Origin of the sequence: Pseudomonas sp. FDAARGOS_761 (assembly GCF_013343155.1) — a bacterium.
Lineage (GTDB): Bacteria > Pseudomonadota > Gammaproteobacteria > Pseudomonadales > Pseudomonadaceae > Pseudomonas > Pseudomonas aeruginosa.
The window spans coordinates 5,070,850-5,090,494 of the sequence record NZ_CP054572.1; the positions used below are offsets into that span (position 1 = coordinate 5,070,850).

General features: G+C 67.1%; 15 protein-coding genes. 6 read left to right on the plus strand and 9 right to left on the minus strand.

All coding sequences use genetic code 11. The annotated features are described in order from the left end of the window. Positions 1-344: 344 nt before the first annotated feature. On the plus strand, positions 345-1,778 hold the full coding sequence (mdtD, locus tag FOC67_RS23670; RefSeq protein ID WP_003084717.1) for a multidrug transporter subunit MdtD: 1,434 nt from the start codon (positions 345-347) through the stop codon (positions 1,776-1,778). A gap of 102 nt (positions 1,779-1,880) precedes the next feature. On the opposite strand, the gene FOC67_RS23675 is transcribed toward mdtD, so the two are convergent. Then, positions 1,881-2,405, minus strand: a complete 525-nt coding sequence (locus tag FOC67_RS23675) for an ATP-dependent zinc protease (protein ID WP_003084714.1) — start codon at positions 2,403-2,405, stop codon at positions 1,881-1,883. Between the two features lie 150 nt (positions 2,406-2,555). Continuing rightward, entirely contained in the window at positions 2,556-2,765 is a 210-nt protein-coding gene (locus FOC67_RS23680) for a cold-shock protein (RefSeq protein ID WP_003084710.1), read from the minus strand. A 347-nt stretch (positions 2,766-3,112) separates the two neighbouring features. Here FOC67_RS23680 and dbpA point away from each other — a divergent pair, with 347 nt between their 5' ends. Together dbpA and yccS are read left to right on the plus strand one after the other, a co-directional pair. Continuing rightward, entirely contained in the window at positions 3,113-4,489 is a 1,377-nt protein-coding gene (gene dbpA / locus FOC67_RS23685; RefSeq protein WP_003084703.1) for an ATP-dependent RNA helicase DbpA, read from the plus strand. 261 nt (positions 4,490-4,750) lie between these two features. Further along, positions 4,751-6,952 carry a YccS family putative transporter gene (gene yccS, locus FOC67_RS23690; protein WP_003084700.1) on the plus strand — a complete coding sequence of 734 codons (2,202 nt, stop codon included), beginning with the start codon at positions 4,751-4,753 and terminating at the stop codon, positions 6,950-6,952. On the opposite strand, the gene FOC67_RS23695 is transcribed toward yccS, so the two are convergent. The 3 genes from FOC67_RS23695 to FOC67_RS23705 form a co-directional block, all read right to left on the minus strand. Beyond that, positions 6,949-7,680, minus strand: coding sequence for an ABC transporter substrate-binding protein (locus FOC67_RS23695; RefSeq protein ID WP_009315073.1), 732 nt, complete (start codon positions 7,678-7,680; stop codon positions 6,949-6,951). The genes yccS and FOC67_RS23695 overlap by 4 nt on opposite strands. 107 nt (positions 7,681-7,787) lie before the next feature. Further along, positions 7,788-8,582, minus strand: coding sequence for a slipin family protein (locus FOC67_RS23700; RefSeq protein ID WP_003084693.1), 795 nt, complete (start codon positions 8,580-8,582; stop codon positions 7,788-7,790). Next, positions 8,579-9,910: a nodulation protein NfeD gene (locus FOC67_RS23705; RefSeq protein WP_003099925.1), complete on the minus strand. Its 1,332-nt coding sequence runs from the start codon at positions 9,908-9,910 to the stop codon at positions 8,579-8,581. The genes FOC67_RS23700 and FOC67_RS23705 overlap by 4 nt, the downstream gene beginning before the upstream one ends. 379 nt (positions 9,911-10,289) lie before the next feature. On the opposite strand from FOC67_RS23705, the gene FOC67_RS23710 reads away from it, so the two are divergent. After that, the gene (locus FOC67_RS23710; protein WP_009315072.1) at positions 10,290-11,912 is read left to right on the plus strand and encodes an inorganic phosphate transporter; all 1,623 of its coding nucleotides are present in this window, start codon (positions 10,290-10,292) and stop codon (positions 11,910-11,912) included. A 42-nt stretch (positions 11,913-11,954) separates the two neighbouring features. Here FOC67_RS23710 and FOC67_RS23715 read toward each other — a convergent pair whose 3' ends face one another. Continuing rightward, positions 11,955-12,359, minus strand: a complete 405-nt coding sequence (locus FOC67_RS23715; protein WP_003084686.1) for an acyl-CoA thioesterase — start codon at positions 12,357-12,359, stop codon at positions 11,955-11,957. Positions 12,360-12,510: 151 nt separating this feature from the next. Next, positions 12,511-13,419, minus strand: coding sequence for a LysR family transcriptional regulator (gene gcvA, locus FOC67_RS23720; protein ID WP_003084684.1), 909 nt, complete (start codon positions 13,417-13,419; stop codon positions 12,511-12,513). 220 nt (positions 13,420-13,639) lie between these two features. Between gcvA and FOC67_RS23725 the strand changes: the two genes are divergently transcribed. Next, on the plus strand, positions 13,640-14,821 hold the full coding sequence (locus FOC67_RS23725; RefSeq protein WP_003084682.1) for an acyl-CoA dehydrogenase: 1,182 nt from the start codon (positions 13,640-13,642) through the stop codon (positions 14,819-14,821). Positions 14,822-14,940: 119 nt separating this feature from the next. Continuing rightward, positions 14,941-16,164, plus strand: coding sequence for a CaiB/BaiF CoA-transferase family protein (locus FOC67_RS23730; RefSeq protein WP_003084679.1), 1,224 nt, complete (start codon positions 14,941-14,943; stop codon positions 16,162-16,164). A 155-nt stretch (positions 16,165-16,319) separates the two neighbouring features. Here the strand turns inward: FOC67_RS23730 and FOC67_RS23735 are convergent, their stop codons facing one another. Further along, the gene (locus tag FOC67_RS23735; protein WP_003084676.1) at positions 16,320-17,603 is read right to left on the minus strand and encodes a Zn-dependent hydrolase; all 1,284 of its coding nucleotides are present in this window, start codon (positions 17,601-17,603) and stop codon (positions 16,320-16,322) included. Between the two features lie 58 nt (positions 17,604-17,661). Then, positions 17,662-19,152: an NCS1 family nucleobase:cation symporter-1 gene (locus FOC67_RS23740; RefSeq protein ID WP_003084674.1), complete on the minus strand. Its 1,491-nt coding sequence runs from the start codon at positions 19,150-19,152 to the stop codon at positions 17,662-17,664. Between the last annotated feature and the right edge of the window lie 493 nt (positions 19,153-19,645).

Here is a 19,645-nt window from a genome sequence, read left to right on the forward strand (position 1 = left end):
CTTCGGCGACGGCAGCGGCGACCGGGGTCGCCGAGCGCTGCGTGGAGAACATCGCGACAAGGCGGTGAAGCACGCGCCGTCGAGCATGCAACGCGGGACATGTCCGTGCGATGACGAAGCGCCGGCGTCGCATCCGCAGCCACTGACGGGGTGACTCTTGAGTACTAGCACAGCAGCCGGCGAGCGCCAGCGCTTCGGCTTGACCCAGGACAATGAAAGGCGACCGCTCTGGCCCGCGACTTCCGCCGCAATGCCCGCTGTTCGCCCCGATCCGGTCGTCGGCCGTCCCATCGCGGCGAGAACTTCTCTATGCTTGGGCCCTGTCCGCCCGAGGGAGCCCGTCCATGAGCGAGCCGTTCCAGCTCACCCCCCGCATCGCCCGCCAACTGCCCTGGCTGGTCGCCGTCGCCTTCTTCATGCAAGCCCTCGACGGCACCATCCTCAACACCGCGCTGCCGAGCATGGCCAGTTCGCTGAACGAAAACCCGCTGCGCATGCAGGCGGTGGTGATCGCCTACCTGCTCACGGTGGCCCTGCTGATACCGGCCTCGGGGTGGATCGCCGACCGTTTCGGCACGCGCCGGGTATTCCTCGGCGCGGTACTGCTGTTCAGCCTCGGCTCGTTGCTTTGCGCGCTGTCGCCGAGCCTCGAACTGCTGGTCGGGGCGCGCATCGTACAGGGCGTCGGCGGCGCGCTGATGATGCCGGTGGGACGGCTGGTGATCCTGCGCGTCTACCCGCGCCAGGACCTGGTGCGAGTGCTCAGCTTCGTCACCATTCCCGGCCTGCTCGGCCCGCTGGCGGGACCGACGCTGGGCGGCTGGCTGGTGGAGTACGCCTCCTGGCACTGGATCTTCCTGATCAACCTGCCGGTCGGCCTGCTCGGCTGCCTGGTGGCGATGAAGCTGATGCCGGACCTGCGCAGCCCGGTGCCGAGCCGTTTCGACAGCATCGGCTTCCTGCTCTTCGGCGGCTCCATGGTGCTGATCTCCATCGCCCTGGAAGGACTCGGCGAGCTGCACCTGTCGCACCTGCGCGTGGTCCTGCTGCTGATCGGCGGACTGGTCCTGCTCACCGCCTACTGGCTGCGCGCGCTGCGCATCGACAAGCCGCTGTTCCCGCCGAGCCTGTTCAAGGCGCGGACCTTCGCCGTCGGCATCCTCGGCAACCTGTTCGCCCGCCTGGGCAGCGGCGCCCTGCCCTTCCTCACCCCGCTGCTGCTGCAGGTGGGACTGGGCTACCCGCCTTCCACCGCGGGCATGACCATGATCCCGCTGGCGCTGTTCGCGATGGTCGCCAAGCCGATGGCCAAGCCACTGCTGGACTTCTTCGGCTATCGCAAGCTGCTGGTCGGCAACACCCTGATCCTCGGCTGCCTGATCGCCGGCTTCGGCCTGGTCGACCAGGACACCCCCTACGTCTGGCTGCTGCTGCACCTGAGCCTGCTCGGCGCGGTGAACTCCCTGCAATTCACGGCGATGAACACCCTCACCCTGATCGACCTGCAGGACAGCAACGCCAGCAGCGGCAACAGCCTGATGTCGGTGGTCGTGCAATTGTCGATCAGCCTTGGCGTGGCTTGCGCGGCGGCGTTGCTGGGCGGTTTCCAGACCGACCTGGATACGGGGCAGGACACCGTACTCGGCGCCTTCCACGCCACCTATGTCAGCGTCGGCCTGATGTCGATGCTGGCCGCGGCGATCTTCTTCCAGCTCGGCAGCGAGGACGGCCGCACCAGCCCGCGCCGGGTCGATCCGGAAAAGGACCCGGACCTCTAGCCGGGCTCGCGAGGGCGAGGCGCGCCCGCGCAACCTGTGGATGACGGCGCTGATCGTGCTGCCCCGGCTGGCGCTGGCCGCCGGACTGCCGCGCGGGTTCTTCTACTGAGCGGCGAGCGCGCCGCAGGTGGGTTTGCGGGTGAAGGTTCGGGACACGTCGACCGCGCCGAGGTGTTCGAGCGTGCGGCGGCCGAGCAGCACCGGATAGTTCATGTTGCCGCGGTCGCGCAGGGAGAACTGCTCGCGCAGCAGCTTGGCGCCCAGGCAGATGTCCATCGCCACCACCGGACGGCTGTCGCTGCCACCGGCGCCGCGCACCTTGATCAGCCGCAGCACCTTGCGCTCGAAGGTCACGCTGACCGGCGCCTTGCTGTCGGCGGTGGGCAGCACGACATCGAAGCGCACCCAGCGCTCGCCGTCCTTCTTGTAGCGATGGATATTCCTCGCGTCCAGCGACGAGGTCAGCGCGCCGGTATCCAGCTTGGCCTTGGCCTGCATGCGCTCGGGCATCAGCCAGGACTGCTCGATCCAGCCCCAGTGCTCGGTGGCGGCATGGCAGGACGCGGAAGAGAACGACAGCGACAACAGCGCGGCGAAGGCCAGACGACGGGATTGCACAGGCTTCATCGAAACGACTCCGAACGGGACCGGGCCACTCTGGGCGGGAACTCGTCAAGACAGGGTGAACGGCAGGCGAAGACAGTGTGACGGTTTTCTTCGGGCAATAAAAAACCCGGATGCTTCCATCCGGGTTCTTCGGGCTGGGGCCCAGGGATCTTAGTTGATCACCTGAACGCGCTCGGCCTGCATGCCTTTCTGGCCTTGTACGACTTCGAAGCTGACCTTCTGGCCTTCGGCCAGGGTCTTGAAGCCGTTACCTTCGATGGCACGGAAGTGAACGAAAACGTCCGGGCCGCTTTCCGGGGTAATGAAGCCGTAGCCTTTGGTTTCGTTGAACCACTTAACGGTGCCGTTCTGACGGGACATTGCAAGTTCTCCTTGGAACTATGGGTATTGATTTAGCCACGAAATCGTAGCCGGTAACTGAGTTGCAAGGAGTTACAAGGAGTCGAGCAGGACGGGCTGGAATTTCCGACCGCATCAGGTCACGATCGACGGCGACCCATGCAAACACAGTGTCAGCACTCTACGACAAAAAACTGAGGAAAGCGAACCTGTATAAAAATACAGAAACGCGCTTTTTTCGTTTTTCGGACGAACGGTACTGGCCAAAGATACATTGCCTGTCGCTGCTGCTCCGGCGGCGATCGCACGCGGCAAGCCGCCGCAGGCTGCTAGACTAGCCGCTCGTATCGCCTGCCGAGCCCTGCCCCGTGACCTCCACCGCTTTCTCCTCGCTGCCGCTTTCCGCGGACCTCCTGGCCAATCTCGACTCCCTCGGTTACCGGGAGATGACGCCGATCCAGGCGCAGAGCCTGCCGCTGATCCTCCAGGGCCACGACCTGATCGCCCAGGCCAAGACCGGCAGCGGCAAGACCGCGGCCTTCGGCCTCGCCCTGCTCAGCCCGCTGAACCCGCGCTACTTCGGCTGCCAGGCACTGGTGCTGTGCCCGACCCGCGAACTGGCCGACCAGGTCGCCAAGGAGATCCGCCGGCTGGCCCGCGCCGCCGACAACATCAAGGTCCTCACCCTCTGCGGCGGCGTCCCCTACGGCCCGCAGGTGGCTTCGCTGGAGCACGGCGCGCACGTGGTGGTCGGCACCCCGGGGCGCATCCAGGAGCACCTGCGCAAGGGCACCCTGGTCCTCGACGGGCTCAATACCCTGGTCCTCGACGAAGCCGACCGGATGCTCGACATGGGCTTCTACGACAGCATCGCCGAGATCATCGGCCAGCTCCCCGAGCGCCGGCAGACCCTGCTGTTCTCCGCCACCTACCCGGACGGCATCGAGAAGCTGGCGAAGACCTTCATGCGCGATCCGCGACAGGTGAAGGTCGAGTCGCTGCACGCCGACAGCCAGATCGAGCAGCGCTTCTTCGAGATCGACCCGAAGCAGCGCATGGACGCCGTGGTACGCCTGCTCCAGCATTTCCGGCCGCAGTCCTGCGTGGCCTTCTGCCAGACCCGCCAGCAGTGCCAGGAGCTGGCCGACGCACTGAAGGCGCAGCGGATTTCCGCCCTGGCCCTGCACGGCGACCTGGAGCAGCGCGAGCGCGACCAGGTCCTGACGGTGTTCGCCAACCGCAGTTGCAACGTACTGGTGGCCACCGACGTGGCCGCTCGCGGGCTGGACATCGCCGCCCTGGAAACGGTGATCAACGTCGAGCTGGCGCGCGACCCGGAGGTCCACATCCATCGCATCGGACGCAGCGGTCGCGCCGGCGAGAAAGGCCTGGCCCTGTCGCTGGTGGCGCCGGCCGAGGCCAGCCGCGCACAGGCCATCGAGGACCTGCAGAAGCAGCCGCTGGCCTGGTACGCCCTCGGCCAGTTGAAGGCCAGCCCGGAGCCATTGCTGCCGCCGATGAGCACCCTGTGCATCGCCGGCGGACGCAAGGACAAGGTGCGCCCCGGCGACTTGCTCGGTGCCCTCACCGGCGACGCCGGGCTGCCCGGCAGCGCGGTGGGCAAGATCGCCATCTTCGACTTCCAGGCCTTCGTCGCCATCGAGCGCGGCCTCGCCCACCAGGCCCTCAAGCGCCTGAGCGAAGGCAAGATCAAGGGGCGCTCGTTCAAGGTCCGCCTGCTGTAGCGCGCCGCCGCTTCGCTCGCCGGGCCCGCTCCGGCGCGCGATATCGCCGCCGGGTAACTTCCGGCGCGGCGACGACGTCTTAGCGTTCGCAGGCACGAAGCCTGCATCCGCCAGATGCCCGGCTCGACCGAGTTGCCCACGGCAGCGTTTCCTGCGACTGCGGCGGGCAGCGGACTTCCAGTCGCGCGAAATCGGCCGATTGAATTAGCCGGACAGGCCACATAGGCTGAACCACGGACCATCGGATAGCACTCCGCCCCCATGCCGCCCTCTTCGTTGACACACACGCTCCGCCGCCTCTGGGCCCTCGACAAGTTCGCCTACAGCCTGCGGGTGTTCATCGCCCTGGCCGGCGCCCTGCTGCTGTGCTGGTGGCAGGACCGCATCGAGCTGCTGATCCCGCTGTTCCTCGGGATCATCGCCAGCGCCCTGGCGGAGACCGACGACAACTGGCTCGGCCGCCTGCAAGCGCTGCTGGTGACCCTGCTGTGCTTCAGCGTCGCCGCCTTCGCCGTCGAGTTGCTGTTCCCCTATCCCTGGCTGTTCGTTTCCGGGATGGCGCTGTCGGCGTTCGGCATGATCCTCCTCGGCGCCCTCGGCGAGCGCTATGCGGCGATCGCCTCGGCGACCCTGATCCTCTCGATCTACACCATGATCGGCGTGGACCAGCGCGGCGGTGAGGTCGCCGATGTCTGGCACGAACCGCTGCTGCTGGTGGCCGGGGCGGCCTGGTACGGGCTGCTCTCGGTGCTGTGGAACGCGCTGTTCTCCAACCAGCCGGTGCAGCAGAGTCTTTCCCGCCTGTATTTCGAGCTGGGCGAATACCTGAGGATCAAGTCGAGCCTGTTCGAACCGTTGCGCCAGCTCGACGTAGAGGGCCAGCGCCTCGCCCTGGCACGGCAGAACGGCAAGGTGGTGGTGGCGCTGAACCAGGCCAAGGAGACCATCCTCAACCGCCTCGGCCATGGCCGGCCGGGCCCCAAGGTGAGCCGCTACCTGAAGCTCTATTTCATCGCCCAGGACGTCCACGAGCGCGCCAGTTCCTCGCACTACCCGTACAACCGGCTGGCAGAGGCGTTCTTCCACAGCGACGTGCTGTTCCGCTGCCAGCGCCTGCTCAACCAGCAGGGCAAGGCCTGCCAGGCCCTGGCGCGGGCTATCCGCCTGCGCCAGCCGTTCGACTACGCCGACCGCGAGCTGGCCCTGGAAGACCTCCAGGCCTCGCTCGAACACCTGCGCCAGCAGAGCAACCCGGCCTGGAAGGGCCTGCTGCGCTCGCTCGGCGCCCTGGCCGCCAACCTCACCACGCTGGACCGCAAGCTGGCCGGGGCGAGCAACCCGGACGCCATCGCCGACGAACAGGACAGCGCCCTGCTCGACCGCTCGCCGCGCAGCCTGAAGGACGCCTTCGAGCGCCTGCGCCAGCAGCTCACCCCGACCTCGCTGCTGTTCCGCCACGGCCTGCGCATGGCCCTGGCGTTGACCGCCGGCTACGGCGTGCTGCACTGGATCCATCCGACCCAGGGCTACTGGATACTGCTCACCACGGTGTTCGTCTGCCAGCCCAACTATGGCGCGACCCGCCTGCGCCTGGTGCAGCGGATCCTCGGTACGGTGGTCGGCCTGGTGGTCGGCTGGGCGCTGATCGACCTGTTCCCCAGCCCGCTGGTGCAGTCGCTGTTCGCGGTCGCCGCCGGGGTCGCCTTCTTCGCCACCCGCAGCAGTCGCTATACCCTGGCGACGGCGGCGATCACCCTGCTGGTGCTGTTCTGCTTCAACCAGGTCGGCGATGGCTACGGGCTGATCCTGCCCCGCCTGTTCGATACCTTGCTGGGCAGCCTGATCGCCGGCCTCGCGGTGTTCCTGGTGCTGCCCGACTGGCAGGGCCGCCGGCTCAACCGCATGCTCGCCAACACCCTCGCCTGCAACAGCCGCTACCTGCGGCAGATCATGCAGCAGTACGCCACCGGCAAGCGCGACGACCTCGACTACCGCACCGCCCGGCGCAACGCGCACAACGCCGACGCGGCGCTCTCGACCACCCTGTCGAACATGCTCCTGGAGCCCGGCCACTTCAGGAAGGACGCCGAGATCGGCTTCCGCTTCCTGGTCCTCTCGCACACCCTGCTCAGCTATCTATCCGGCCTCGGCGCGCACCGCGAAAGCCTGCCCGAGGACGCCAGCGACGGCCTCCTGGAGCGCGCCGCCGAGCGGCTCTCCGCCAGCCTCGAGGAAATCGCCGCGAGCCTGGAACAGAAACGCCCGGTCGCCATCTACAGCGAAGAGGAGGAAGCGCTGGCCAAGGAACTGGAGCAGATGCCCGAGGACATGGACGACAGCCATCGCCTGGTACAGACCCAACTGGCGCACATCTGTCGCCAGCTCGCCCCGCTGCGCACCCTGGCCGCGCACTTGCTGAAGAAGGAACTGGCCGGCGCGCAGCCGCTGCCAGGCCAGCCCTAGCGCGCGCCGTAGCGCTCCAGCAGACGCTGGTAGCTGCCGTCGTCGCGCATGCCGCGGATGGCCAGGTCGAAGCCGTCGACGATCTCGTCATGCCGGGGATTCCTCAGGCTCACCAGCAGGTGCAGGCCGTTCTCGCCAAGCGGGGTGGGCAGTACCTCCAGCTTGTCGCGCAAATCGGCCAGCTCACCCTTGAAGGCGACCCCCAGCGCCAGCTCGTCCTCCACCGCCAGGTCGACCCGCCCCGCCTCGAGCATCCGCGCGGCGTTGGCGAAGCTGGTCACGTTGACCTTCTGCAGACGGCTGTCACGGTCGAATTCGGGCGCGTAGGCATAGTCGCGCACGACCGCGATGCGGTAGGGACGCAGGTCGCTCAGGCGGGAAAACTCGATACCCCGCCCCTTGCGTTGCAGCAGGCGAATGCGGTTGCTCAGGTAGGCGCGGGAAAACTGCCCGTAGAGGCTGCGGGCGGGCTCGTACCAGGCGCTCAGGGCGATGTCGTAGTCACCGCTGCGCACGCCGTGCAGGGCACGCGACCAGGGTACCTGCTGGAAGCTCGAGTCGAAGCCGGCGCGCTTGAGCGCGGTGGTCACCAGTTCCACCGCCAGGCCGTTGCCAGGCAGGCGCGAATCGACGAAAGGCGGCCAGGAGTCGCCGACCAGGCGCAGGTTGGCGGCAGGCAGCGCGCAAGGGAGGAGCAATGTCAGCAGCAGGAGTGCGCATCGCAGCATGAAGGAGCGTCCCGGGAGTGGATCGCCACAGCATAGCCATCCCGACCCCGGGCACGCATGTCCCCGTGTCGCGGCTCGATGATATTTCCATCACAAACCGCGCGCTTTCACCTCTCCTCGTCCTCTCCGGCGGCCTTTTCGTTTCGCGGCGCGGCACCTGCGTACTTGCCGCCGAAGAGTTCGATCGGCATCGGGAAGACGATGGTCGAACTCTTGTCGCCGGCGATCGCGCCGAGGGTCTGCATGTAGCGCAACTGCATGGCGCCACTCTGCCGGCCGAGCATCTGCGCCGCCTGCATGAGTTTCTCCGAGGCTTGCAGCTCGCCCTCGGCATGGATCACCTTGGCCCTGCGCTCACGCTCCGCCTCGGCCTGCCGGGCGATGGCGCGAACCATCGATTCGTTGAGATCGACGTGCTTGATTTCCACATTCGCCACCTTGATGCCCCAGGCGTCGGTCTGCGCATCGAGCACCTGCTGGATATCCAGGTTCAGGCGCTCGCGCTCGGCGAGCATCTCGTCCAGTTCGTGCTTGCCCAGCACCGCGCGCAGGGTGGTCTGCGCCAACTGGCTGGTGGCGGCCAGGTAGTTCTCCACCTGGATGATCGCCTTCTGCGGATCGAGCACACGGAAGTACACCACCGCGTTGACCTTCACCGAAACGTTGTCGCGGGAAATCACATCCTGCGGCGGCACGTCGAGGACGATGGTGCGCAGGTCGATGCGCACCATCTGCTGGATCGCCGGGATCACCAGCACCAGCCCCGGCCCCTTGACCTTCCAGAACCGCCCGAGCTGGAACACCACGCCACGCTCGTACTCGCGGAGGATGCGCAGCGCGCTGAACAGCAGCAGCGCGAGGAACACCAGCAACATCGCCAAACCATAGGAAATACCCATCATCCACCTCCTTCATCGGCCAGCGCGACTTCCAGGAGCAGGCCCTTGCGCGCCAGCACCCAGACCGGCTGGCCCACCGCCAGCGGCCGCGCGGCGAGCACCCGCCAGCGCTCGCCCTGGAGCAGCACCCAGCCTGCGCAGGGTTGTTCGGAATCCACCGCCGCCACCGTCGCCAGGCTGCCGACCAATCCGGCGGTGCCACTTACCACCGCTTGCCGGCGAGTACGCAGGGCCATGCCCAGCAGACCGACGATCAGCGCGGCGCTGAGCAACGCCAGGGCCACCACCAGGCCGGGCGGAATGCCGTAGCCGGGCACCTCGGTATCGATCAGGATCAGCGCGCCGACCACGAACGAGACGATTCCGCCGATGCCGAGCACGCCGAAGCTGGCGACGAACGCCTCACCCACCATGAACGCCAGGCCCAGCGCGATCAGCGCCAGCCCGGCGTAGTTGACCGGCAGCATCTGCAGGGCGTACAGGCCGAGCAGCAGGCAGATGCCGCCGAGCACGCCGGGCAGCGCCATGCCGGGATTGGCCAGTTCGAAGATCAGCCCGTAGATGCCGATCATCATCAGGATCAGCGCCACGCTGGGATCGGTGAGCACCGCCAGCAACCGCGCGCGCCAGTCCGGTGCCTGGCGCTCGACCGTGGCGCCGGCGGTAGCCAGGGTCAGCGCGCGCTCGCCGACGCGCAGGCTGCGGCCGTCGAGCTGGCGCAGCAGGTCGGGCAGGTCGCGGGCCTGCAGGTCGATCACCTTCTGCGCCGCCGCCTCGTGCGCCGCCAGGCTGACCGCCTCGCGCACCGCGCGCTCGGCCCACTCGACGTTGCGCCCGCGCAGTTGCGCGAGGCCACGGATATAGGCGGCGGCGTCGTTGACCTGCTTGCGCGCCATGGGTTCGGCGTCCCGCGCCGGGGGCTTCTCTGCGGGCTTGTCCGGCGTCCCCAGGCGCACCGGGGTGGCAGCGCCGAGGTTGGTGCCCGGCGCCATCGCCGCGATATGGCAGGCATACAGGATGTAGGTGCCGGCGCTCGCCGCCCGCGCCCCGCTGGGCGCGACGAAACCGGCGACCGGCACCTGGCTGGCGAGGATCGCCTTGACGATGCGCCGCATCGATGCGTCCAGGCCGCCGGGCGTGTCCAGTTCCAGCACCACCAGTTGCGCGCCGTCCTCGGCGGCACGCTCGATGCCGCGCACCAGGTAATCGGCGCTGGCCGGGCCGATCGCACCATCCACCGAGAGCACCCGAACCGGTCCGGAGGCCGCGAGACAGGCCGGGCCGGCGAAGCACAGCAACAGCGCCAGCGCGAGCCGGCACGGCATCCGCATATCGACCTCCCCGACCGCCCGGCCGGGCCACCCCGGGACGAAGGTGCTCGTCCCGCGCACCGGGCCGGCAAGCGACCGGCCCCGCCGCGCACTTCTCAGTCTAGTTCAGTGGCTCTCGCCTTCCCCGCGCGTGTCCGGATCGGCAAATCCCTCAACATGCCAACTTTTTAGCGACGAAATGATGGCACTCGCCACAGGAATTCATTAATCTTCGCGGCCGCAGCGGGCAGGCCGCCTGGCGCCCGACCCCATCCGGCTTCCGGCGGCCTCCCGCGGCCCTTGTCCTTTCTTCGCCAGACGAAGCCGGTATGCGCAAGACATAACTTGTCACAATCGCCTGCCCATCATGTGCCGGTCATCCCCAGCGCGGACCCGCACCATGACCTCCGATGTCCTTCCCGCCGACGCCGTCGTCAGTGCCGCCGGCAACGCGCACAAGCCCCATCTCGAGCAGCGTCCCGGCCGCCTCACCGCCCTCGTATTCTTCGCCGTGCTCGCCACCGGACTGCTGTTCAGCGCCTACAGCCTGATGCAGGACGTCGATGACGTCGGTTCCACGATCACCACCTGGACGCCCTTCCTGCTGCTCGGCGTGGCCCTGCTGATCGCCCTCGGCTTCGAGTTCGTCAACGGCTTCCACGACACCGCCAACGCGGTGGCCACGGTGATCTACACCCACTCGCTGCCGCCGCACTTCGCGGTGGTCTGGTCGGGTTGCTTCAACTTTCTCGGCGTATTGCTCTCCAGCGGCGCGGTGGCCTTCGGCATCATCGCCCTGCTGCCGGTGGCACTGATCCTGCAGGTCGGTTCCTCGGCCGGCTTCGCCATGGTCTTCGCCCTGCTGATCGCCGCCATCCTGTGGAACCTCGGGACCTGGTGGCTGGGCCTGCCGGCGTCGTCCTCGCACACCCTGATCGGCTCGATCATCGGCGTCGGCGTGGCCAACGCGCTGATGCATGGGCGCGATGGCACCAGCGGGGTGGACTGGGGCCAGGCGACCAAGGTCGGCTACTCCCTGCTGCTCTCGCCGCTGCTCGGCTTCGCCTGCGCCGCCCTGTTGCTCCTGGCGCTGCGCCTGCTGGTGAAGAACCGCGCGCTGTACAAGGCGCCGAAGGGCAAGGCGCCGCCCCCCTGGTGGATCCGCGGCCTGCTGATCCTGACCTGTACCGGGGTGTCCTTCGCCCACGGCTCCAACGAAGGACAAAAAGGCATGGGCCTGATCATGCTGATCCTGGTCGGCACCCTGCCGATGGCCTACGCCCTGAACCGCACCATGCCGGCGGACCAGGCGGTGCAGTTCGCCGCCGTCGCCGAGGTCACCCAGCAAGCGCTGGTGAAGAGCGCGCCGCAACCGGCGCCGGCCGATCCGCGCCAGGTACTCTCCGACTACGTGCGCAGCAAGCAGGCATCGCCTGAGCTGATCCCGGCGCTGGCCGCCCTGACCGGCTCGATCGGCCAGGAAGTGAAAGGCTATGGCGCGTTCTCGCGGGTACCGGCGGAAGCCATGGGCAACGTGCGCAACGACATGTACCTGACCTCCGAGGCGATCCGCCTGATGGACAAGGACGGCGTCGGCCGCTTCGACGCCGACACCCACGGCAAGTTGCAGGCGTTCAAGCGGAAGATCGACGATGCCACCAAGTTCATCCCGCTATGGGTGAAGATCGCCGTGGCCATCGCCCTCGGCCTGGGCACCATGGTCGGCTGGAAACGCATCGTGGTGACGGTCGGCGAGAAGATCGGCAAGACCCACCTGACCTACGCCCAGGGCGCCTCGGCGGAAACCGTGGCGATGCTGACCATTGGCGCGGCGGACCTGTATGGCTTGCCGGTCTCCACCACCCATGTGCTGTCTTCCGGGGTGGCCGGGACCATGGCGGCGAACGGTTCGGGGCTACAGTGGAAGACCATCCGCAACCTGCTGATGGCCTGGGTGCTGACGCTGCCGGCGGCGATCCTGCTCTCGGCCTCGCTCTACTGGCTGCTTACCCGGCTGTTCTGAAACACGGCGGCCGGCATGGGTGCCGGCCGCTCGTCGCGCCGCTCAGGGCAGGACTTCGTCTTCCTTGAACTGGTCCTTGATGTAGGTGATCTCGGTCTTGCCGTGGGGCGCCGGCAGGCCGTCCGGGCCGAGGTTGACGAAGACCATCTTGTCGATGGTGAGGATGCTCTTGCGGGTGATCTTGTTGCGCACGTGGCAGGTCATGGTCAGCGAGGTACGACCGAAGTCGGTGGCGGTGATGCCCAGCTCGATGATGTCGCCCTGGCGCGCCGAGCTGACGAAGTTGATCTCGGAAATGTACTTGGTGACCACGCGCTGGTTGCCCAGCTGGATGATCGCGTAGATCGCCGCTTCTTCGTCGATCCAGCGCAGCAGGCTGCCGCCGAACAGGGTGCCGTTGGGGTTGAGATCTTCTGGCTTGACCCACTTGCGGGTGTGGAAATTCATGTGAACTCCTGGTGTGGTGCTCCGCGGCCGCCATCCTGGCCGTCGTGGAGGATGCCCGGCGGTATCGCCGCCGCGGCTCCGCGGGACCCGGCGGATCGGCCCGGTCCCGGGGCGGCGCGTCCTGCCTGCGCCGCCCGATGTTCCTGCGCGCTCAGCCCAGCCCGTTGGCCTCGCGGTACTGCCTGGCCTCTTCCACCAGCCAGTCGCGGAAGGCATTGAGCATCGCCGATTCGACCCTGCGCTCGGGAATGATCAGGTAATACGCATTCTCGCTCAAATAGGCATGTTGCATGGGCACGATAAGCCTTCCGTCGGCCAGCTCGTCCTGGATCAGGAAGGGCGGTATGAGGGCCACGCCCATGCCGTGCATGGCCGCCTGGGCAAGCATGGAGAACAGCTCGTAGCGCGGCCCGCTCATGTCGTGGGCGACGTTCAGTCCCTGGGAGTGAAACCACTGGCGCCAAGCGTAGGGCCGGGTGCTCTGCTGCATCAGCGGCAGCCCGGCGACCTGCTCGGCGCTCAGCGTTCGACGCCCGCCCAGCAGCTCCGGGCTGCACACCGGCACCGGATTCTCGCGCATCAGGAAATGCGAGACGGTACCCGACCAGTCGGCGTCGCCGAAGTACAGCGCGGCGTCGAACTCGGTGTCGGCGAAGAGGAACGGGCGGGTGCGGTTGGTCAGGTTGATCGTGACCTCCGGGTGCAGCCGCTGGAAGCGCTTGAGCCGCGGCAACAGCCATTGGGTGCCGAAGGTCGGCACCACCGCCAGTTCGATCGCGCCGCCGCCCTGGTGCCCCATCACCGCCAGGGTGTCGCGCTCCACCGCGTCGAGGCGTACCGCCACCCGCCGGCTATAGGACAGCCCGGCCTCGGTGAGCTTGACCCCGCGCCGCGAGCGACGGAACAGCTCGACACCGAGGAATTCCTCGAGCGTGGCGATCTGCCGGCAGATCGCGCTCTGGGTCAGGGACAACTCCTCCGCCGCCTTGGTGAAGCTCTCGTGGCGCGCGGCGGACTCGAAGCTGACCAGCGCGGCGGTGGAAGGGATCTTGCGTCGCATGGAGGACTCCGGAGTGCCGGTTTCGCATCTATGACGCCCAGGTCACGATTCCTCGCGCCTCTTAAAGGGCATGAAATACGAGACTCATTTTCTCGGAGTGAGAAAATAGCACAAGTGCGTGCGAATTCCTCGTTTGCCGCCCCATTCGCTAGGCTCTTAGGATGCTTCCATTCCGGCTGGCCCACGCCAGCCTCCGCTACCGCTTGACGAGGATGTACGCATGGCCACCAAAGCTAGCTTCAACTGGGAAGATCCCCTGCTGCTGGACCAGCAGCTCACCGAAGAAGAGCGCATGGTTCGCGACAGCGCCCAGCAGTTCGCCCAGGACAAGCTGGCCCCGCGCGTGCTCGAAGCCTTCCGCCACGAACAGACCGACCCGAAGATCTTCCGCGAGATGGGCGAGACCGGCCTGCTCGGCGCGACCATTCCCGAAGCCTACGGCGGCAGCGGCCTCAACTACGTCTGCTATGGCCTGATCGCTCGCGAAGTCGAGCGCGTCGACTCCGGCTATCGCTCGATGATGAGCGTGCAGTCCTCGCTGGTGATGGTGCCGATCCATGAATTCGGCAACGAAGCCACCCGGCAGAAGTACCTGCCCAAGCTGGCCAGCGGCGAATACATCGGCTGCTTCGGCCTGACCGAGCCGAACCACGGTTCCGACCCGGGCTCGATGGTCACCCGGGCGAAGAAGGTCGACGGCGGCTATCGCCTGAGCGGCAGCAAGATGTGGATCACCAACAGCCCGATCGCCGACGTCTTCGTGGTCTGGGCCAAGGACGACGAAGGGCAGATCCGCGGTTTCGTCCTCGAGAAGGGCTGGGAAGGCCTGAGCGCCCCGGCGATCCATGGCAAGGTCGGCCTGCGCGCCTCGATCACCGGCGAGATCGTGATGGACAACGTATTCGTTCCGGAAGAGAACGCCTTCCCCGAGGTGCGCGGCCTGCGCGGTCCGTTCACCTGCCTGAACTCGGCGCGCTACGGCATCTCCTGGGGCGCCCTGGGCGCCGCCGAGTTCTGCTGGCACACCGCCCGCCAGTACGTGCTCGACCGCCAGCAGTTCGGCCGCCCGCTGGCCGCCAACCAACTGATCCAGAAGAAGCTGGCCGACATGCAGACCGAGATCACCCTGGCCCTGCAAGGCTGCCTGCGCCTGGGGCGGATGAAGGACGAAGGCACCGCGGCGGTGGAAATCACCTCGATCATGAAGCGCAACAGCTGCGGCAAGGCCCTCGACATCGCCCGCCTGGCCCGCGACATGCTGGGCGGCAACGGCATCTCCGACGAATTCGGCATCGCCCGCCACCTGGTCAACCTGGAAGTGGTGAACACCTACGAGGGCACCCACGATGTCCACGCGCTGATCCTCGGCCGCGCGCAGACCGGCATCCAGGCATTCTTCTGAGCCACCGAGCAACACCCCGGCGCGCTTTTTCACGGTAGCGCGCCGGCCGCCGGGGAGACGGGCAAGGAACCCGTCTTCCCGGCCATTTCCGTTTCCAGCCCCCAGCAGCGAGAACCGTCATGCCCGGCGCCCTTTCCCATATCCGCGTACTCGACCTGTCCCGTGTCCTGGCCGGCCCTTGGGCCGGGCAGATTCTCGCCGACCTCGGCGCCGAGGTGATCAAGATCGAGCGCCCCGGCAGCGGCGACGACACCCGCGCCTGGGGCCCGCCGTTCCTCAAGGATGCCGAAGGCAACGACACCAGCGAGGCGGCCTACTACCTGTCGGCCAACCGCAACAAGAAGTCGGTGACGGTGGACTTCACCCAGCCGGAAGGCCAGCGCATCGTTCGCGAATTGGCGGCCAAGGCCGACATCCTGCTGGAGAACTTCAAGGTCGGCGGGCTCAAGGCCTATGGCCTCGACTATGAATCGCTGAAGCAGGTCAACCCGAAGCTGATCTACTGTTCGATCACCGGCTTCGGCCAGTCCGGCCCCTATGCCAAGCGCGCCGGCTATGACTTCATGATCCAGGGCCTGGGCGGCCTGATGAGCCTCACCGGGCGCGCCGACAACGAGGAAGGCGCCGGTCCGGTGAAGGTCGGCGTGGCGCTGACCGATATCCTCACCGGGCTGTACTCCTCCACCGCGGTGCTCGCCGCCCTCGCCCACCGCGACGTCAGCGGCATCGGCCAGCACATCGACATGGCCCTGCTCGACGTGCAGGTCGCCTGCCTGGCCAACCAGACCCTCAACTACCTGACCACCGGCGTGCCGCCGCGGCGCCTGGGCAACGCACACCCGAACATCGTGCCGTACCAGGACTTCCCCACCGCCGACGGCGACATGATCCTCACGGTCGGCAACGACAGCCAGTTCCGCAAGTTCGCCGAGCTGGCAGACCACCCGGAATGGGCCGACGACCCGCGCTTCGCCACCAACAAGGCGCGGGTGGCCAACCGCGAGGTGCTGATCCCGCTGATCCGCCAGGCCACGGTGCTGCACACCACCGCCGAGTGGATTCTTTCCCTGGAGCGCGCCGGCGTGCCCTGCGGGCCGATCAACGACCTGGCGCAAGTGTTCGCCGACCCGCAGGTGCAGGCCCGCGGCCTGCGCGTGGAGCTACCGCACCCGCTGGCCGGCACGGTGCCGCAGGTGGCCAGCCCGATCCGCCTGTCCGAGACGCCGGTGGAATACCGCAACCCGCCGCCCACCCTCGGCCAGCACACCGACGAGGTCCTCGAGACGCTCCTCGGCCTGGACGCGGCCGCGCTGGAAAGACTGCGCGACGGCAAGGTGATCTGAGCCCCGCGCACCGCCCCAGCGACGCCTCGGCGGGCAACGCCCCACCGTACCCCGCGCAGCACCGCCACGTAGGGCGGATAACGCCCCGGGCGTTATTCGCCCTCCCGTACCCGTGTAGAAGGCGGTCAATGCCGGCGCCTCGATGGAAGCGCCACTCAGGCCGCCAGGCGGCCGCCGGCGATCGCCTCGGAGGCCTTGAGCATGGCCCGCAACAGCACCGCGCAGCCGGCGGCCAGGTCGTCGGGGCTGGCGTTCTCGATCTCGTTGTGGCTGATGCCGTTCTCGCAGGGCACGAAGATCATCCCCGCCGGACCGAGTTCGGCGAGGAAGATCGCGTCGTGGCCGGCGCCGCTGACGATGTCCATCTGCGGCATGCCCAGCGCCTGCGCCGCCTCGCGCACCGCGCCGACGCATCCCTGGTCGAAGTACAGCGGCGGGAAATCGGCGGTCGGCACCAGCTCGTATTGCAAGCCATGCTTCTCGCAGGTAGCGGCGATCACCTGGCGGACTTCGGCGATCATCGAGTCCAGGCGCTCCGGTTGCAGATGGCGGAAGTCCAGGGTCATCTTCACTTCGCCGGGTATCACGTTGCGCGAACCGGGATAGGCGTGCAGGCAGCCGACCGTGCCGCAAGCATGCGGCTGATGGCCGAGGGCCGCGCGATTGACCGCCTCGACCACCGCCGCGGCACCGACCAGGGCGTCCTTGCGCAGGTGCATCGGCGTTGGCCCGGCGTGTGCCTCGACGCCGCGCAGGGACAGGTCGAACCATTTCTGCCCGAGCGCGCCGAGCACCACGCCGATGGTCTTCTCCTCGTCCTCGAGGATCGGCCCCTGTTCGATGTGCGCCTCGAAATAGGCGCCCACCGGATGTCCGAGACAATCGCGCGCTCCCGCGTAGCCGATGGCGTCCAGCGCCTCGCCTACGCTGACACCGTCGGCATCGCGCTTGGCCAGGGTCTCCTCCAGGGTGAACTTCCCGGCGAATACGCCCGAGCCCATCATGCAGGGCGCGAAGCGCGAGCCTTCCTCGTTGGTCCACACCACCACCTCCAGCGGCGCCTCGGTTTCCACCCCGAGGTCGTTGAGGGTGCGGATCACCTCGAGGCCGGCCATCACCCCGAAGCAGCCGTCGAACTTGCCACCGGTGGGCTGGGTGTCGATGTGGCTACCGGTCATCACCGGGGGCAAGTCCGGGTTACGCCCGGGACGACGGGCGAAGATGTTACCGACCCGATCGACGCTGACCGTGCAGCCGGCCGCTTCGCACCATTGCACGAAGAGATCGCGGGCCTGGCGGTCGAGATCGCTCAGGGCCAGGCGGCAGACCCCACCCTTGGCGGTGGCGCCGAGGCGGGCGAGATCCATCAGCGATTGCCAGAGGCGCTGGCCATCGATGTGTCGCTGGGTGGATTGCAGGACGTTCCGGGCAGTGCTCATTGTCGTCTCCTCAGGCTTGGAGTAGGTGTCGGCGGCTCGCCGGCCGCCTGTATGCCCATCAGGGCAGCGGTTTGGCCAATGCCGCCGGGCTCCGCGCGCGGCGGCCGCAGAGGCCGTAGTAGAGCGCGCCGCCGAGCAGCGAGCCGGTGAACCAGCCGTAGTCGTAGAACCAGTGGAACTGGCGGTTGCCGAGGGCCATGACGGTCAGCGCCACCGGCACCGCGAAGGCGGCGAAGCCGGGCCAGTTCCAGGCCGGGTAGACGTCGTCGCGGTAGAGTCCGGCGAGGTCGAGGCGTTGCCTGCGCACCAGGAAGTAGTCCACCACCATGATCCCCGCGATCGGCCCGAGCAGGCTGGAGTATCCGAGCAGCCAGTTGGAGTAGACGCTTTCCAGGCTGAGGTCGGAAACGATCCAGCCGAGCTTCTTCAGCAACTCGTGGGCCATCAGCGCAAGGCCGATGAAACCGGTGAGCCAGACGGCGCGGGTGCGGCCGATGAGTTTCGGTGCGATGTTCTGGAAGTCGTTGGTCGGCGAGACGATGTTCGCCGCGGTGTTGGTCGAGAGGGTGGCGACGATGATCAACGCCATCGCCACCGCCACCCAGCCGGGGCTGGGGATGTGCCCGATCAGGCTGACCGGGTCGGAAACCGTCTCGCCCACCAGCGAAGCCGAGGCGGCGGTCATCACCACGCCGAGGGCGGCGAACAGGAACATGGTCAGCGGCAGGCCGAAGATCTGTCCGAGTATCTGGTCCTTCTGGCTACGCGCATAGCGGCTGAAGTCGGGGATGTTCAGCGACAGCGTGGCCCAGAAGCCGACCATCGCCGTCAGCCCGGCCATGAAGTAGCCGGTGACGCTGGCGCCTTCCGGCCGCTTCGGCGGCTGCGCCAGCAGTTCGCTGACCGATATGTGCGGCAGCGCCCACACCAGCAGGCCGAGGCCGACCAGCACCAGCAGCGGTGCCGAGAGTGTCTCCAGCCATTTGATCGACTCCGCGCCGCGCAGCACCACCCACAGGTTCAGCCCCCAGAACAGGAGGAAACCGATCACCTCGCCGGTGCCGCCGAGGGCCTTCCAGGCGGGAAAGATCGAACCGAGGAAGAGATGGATCGCCAGCCCGCCGAACAGCGTCTGGATGCCGAACCAGCCGCACGCGACCACGGCGCGGATCAGGCATGGCACGTTGGAGCCGATGATGCCGAACGAAGCGCGCAGCAGCACCGGGAAGGGAATGCCGTAGCGGGTGCCGGCGAAGGCATTGAGGGTCAGCGGGATCAGCACCACCAGGTTGGCCAGCAGGATCGCCAGCAGCGCTTCGCCGACGCTGAGGCCGAAGTAGGCGGTGAGGACGCCGCCGAGGGTGTAGGTGGGCACGCAGATGGACATGCCGATCCACAGCGCGGTGATGTGCCACCTGTTCCAGGTACGCTGTTCCACCCGGGTCGGGGCGATGTCGTGGTTGTAGCGGGGACTGTCGAGTACGTCGCTGCCGGCGGACAGCTCGACCAAGCCGTCGCGCTCGGTCACTTCCGATCTGCTCTGTTGCATGGGCCTCTCCAGAATTCTTTTAGTTATTCGCTCATCGGGCTAATGCGATGGCCGGAGTACCGCACCACCAGTACTGCACCTCCGGTCCGGACAATGCCGTGGCGGGCGGCACTCAATAAGCGTGCCGAAAACCCCGCGACGTCACTGGGCAGGCCGGTCTACTGGAGGTAACCGACTGATCTGAAACACTTCATCGACAACGTTGGTGACACGCCGACGGGCAGTCCGGCGTGTCACCGGGGGAAATGCGCGAGCCTGTCGCCCCGGTCAGGAACCAAAGGAGTGCAGGCCAACTTTTTTCATCTCCCCACAACCGTTCGAACACGGCTTTCAAGCGGCTGATTTTGCATGGGAAATCTCGACCTTTTTGAATTCTTGTCAAGCGCGTCAAAATGGTGAGAACCCTCACCATTTTGGTGATATTTATTTTTAATTATTTAAAATCAATAAGTTATAAACTCAAACAACCATTTGAAAATAATCTTGCTCAATC

Bases quoted from the DNA above. Each gene is read 5' to 3' on its own strand.
- mdtD (WP_003084717.1), top strand. From the start codon at position 345: ATGAGCGAGCCGTTCCAGCTCACCCCCCGCATCGCCCGCCAACTGCCC.
- FOC67_RS23675 (WP_003084714.1), bottom strand. From the start codon at position 2,405: ATGAAGCCTGTGCAATCCCGTCGTCTGGCCTTCGCCGCGCTGTTGTCG.
- FOC67_RS23680 (WP_003084710.1), bottom strand. From the start codon at position 2,765: ATGTCCCGTCAGAACGGCACCGTTAAGTGGTTCAACGAAACCAAAGGC.
- yccS (WP_003084700.1), top strand. From the start codon at position 4,751: ATGCCGCCCTCTTCGTTGACACACACGCTCCGCCGCCTCTGGGCCCTC.
- FOC67_RS23695 (WP_009315073.1), bottom strand. From the start codon at position 7,680: ATGCTGCGATGCGCACTCCTGCTGCTGACATTGCTCCTCCCTTGCGCG.
- FOC67_RS23700 (WP_003084693.1), bottom strand. From the start codon at position 8,582: ATGATGGGTATTTCCTATGGTTTGGCGATGTTGCTGGTGTTCCTCGCG.
- FOC67_RS23705 (WP_003099925.1), bottom strand. From the start codon at position 9,910: ATGCGGATGCCGTGCCGGCTCGCGCTGGCGCTGTTGCTGTGCTTCGCC.
- FOC67_RS23710 (WP_009315072.1), top strand. From the start codon at position 10,290: ATGACCTCCGATGTCCTTCCCGCCGACGCCGTCGTCAGTGCCGCCGGC.
- FOC67_RS23715 (WP_003084686.1), bottom strand. From the start codon at position 12,359: ATGAATTTCCACACCCGCAAGTGGGTCAAGCCAGAAGATCTCAACCCC.
- gcvA (WP_003084684.1), bottom strand. From the start codon at position 13,419: ATGCGACGCAAGATCCCTTCCACCGCCGCGCTGGTCAGCTTCGAGTCC.
- FOC67_RS23725 (WP_003084682.1), top strand. From the start codon at position 13,640: ATGGCCACCAAAGCTAGCTTCAACTGGGAAGATCCCCTGCTGCTGGAC.
- FOC67_RS23730 (WP_003084679.1), top strand. From the start codon at position 14,941: ATGCCCGGCGCCCTTTCCCATATCCGCGTACTCGACCTGTCCCGTGTC.
- FOC67_RS23735 (WP_003084676.1), bottom strand. From the start codon at position 17,603: ATGAGCACTGCCCGGAACGTCCTGCAATCCACCCAGCGACACATCGAT.
- FOC67_RS23740 (WP_003084674.1), bottom strand. From the start codon at position 19,152: ATGCAACAGAGCAGATCGGAAGTGACCGAGCGCGACGGCTTGGTCGAG.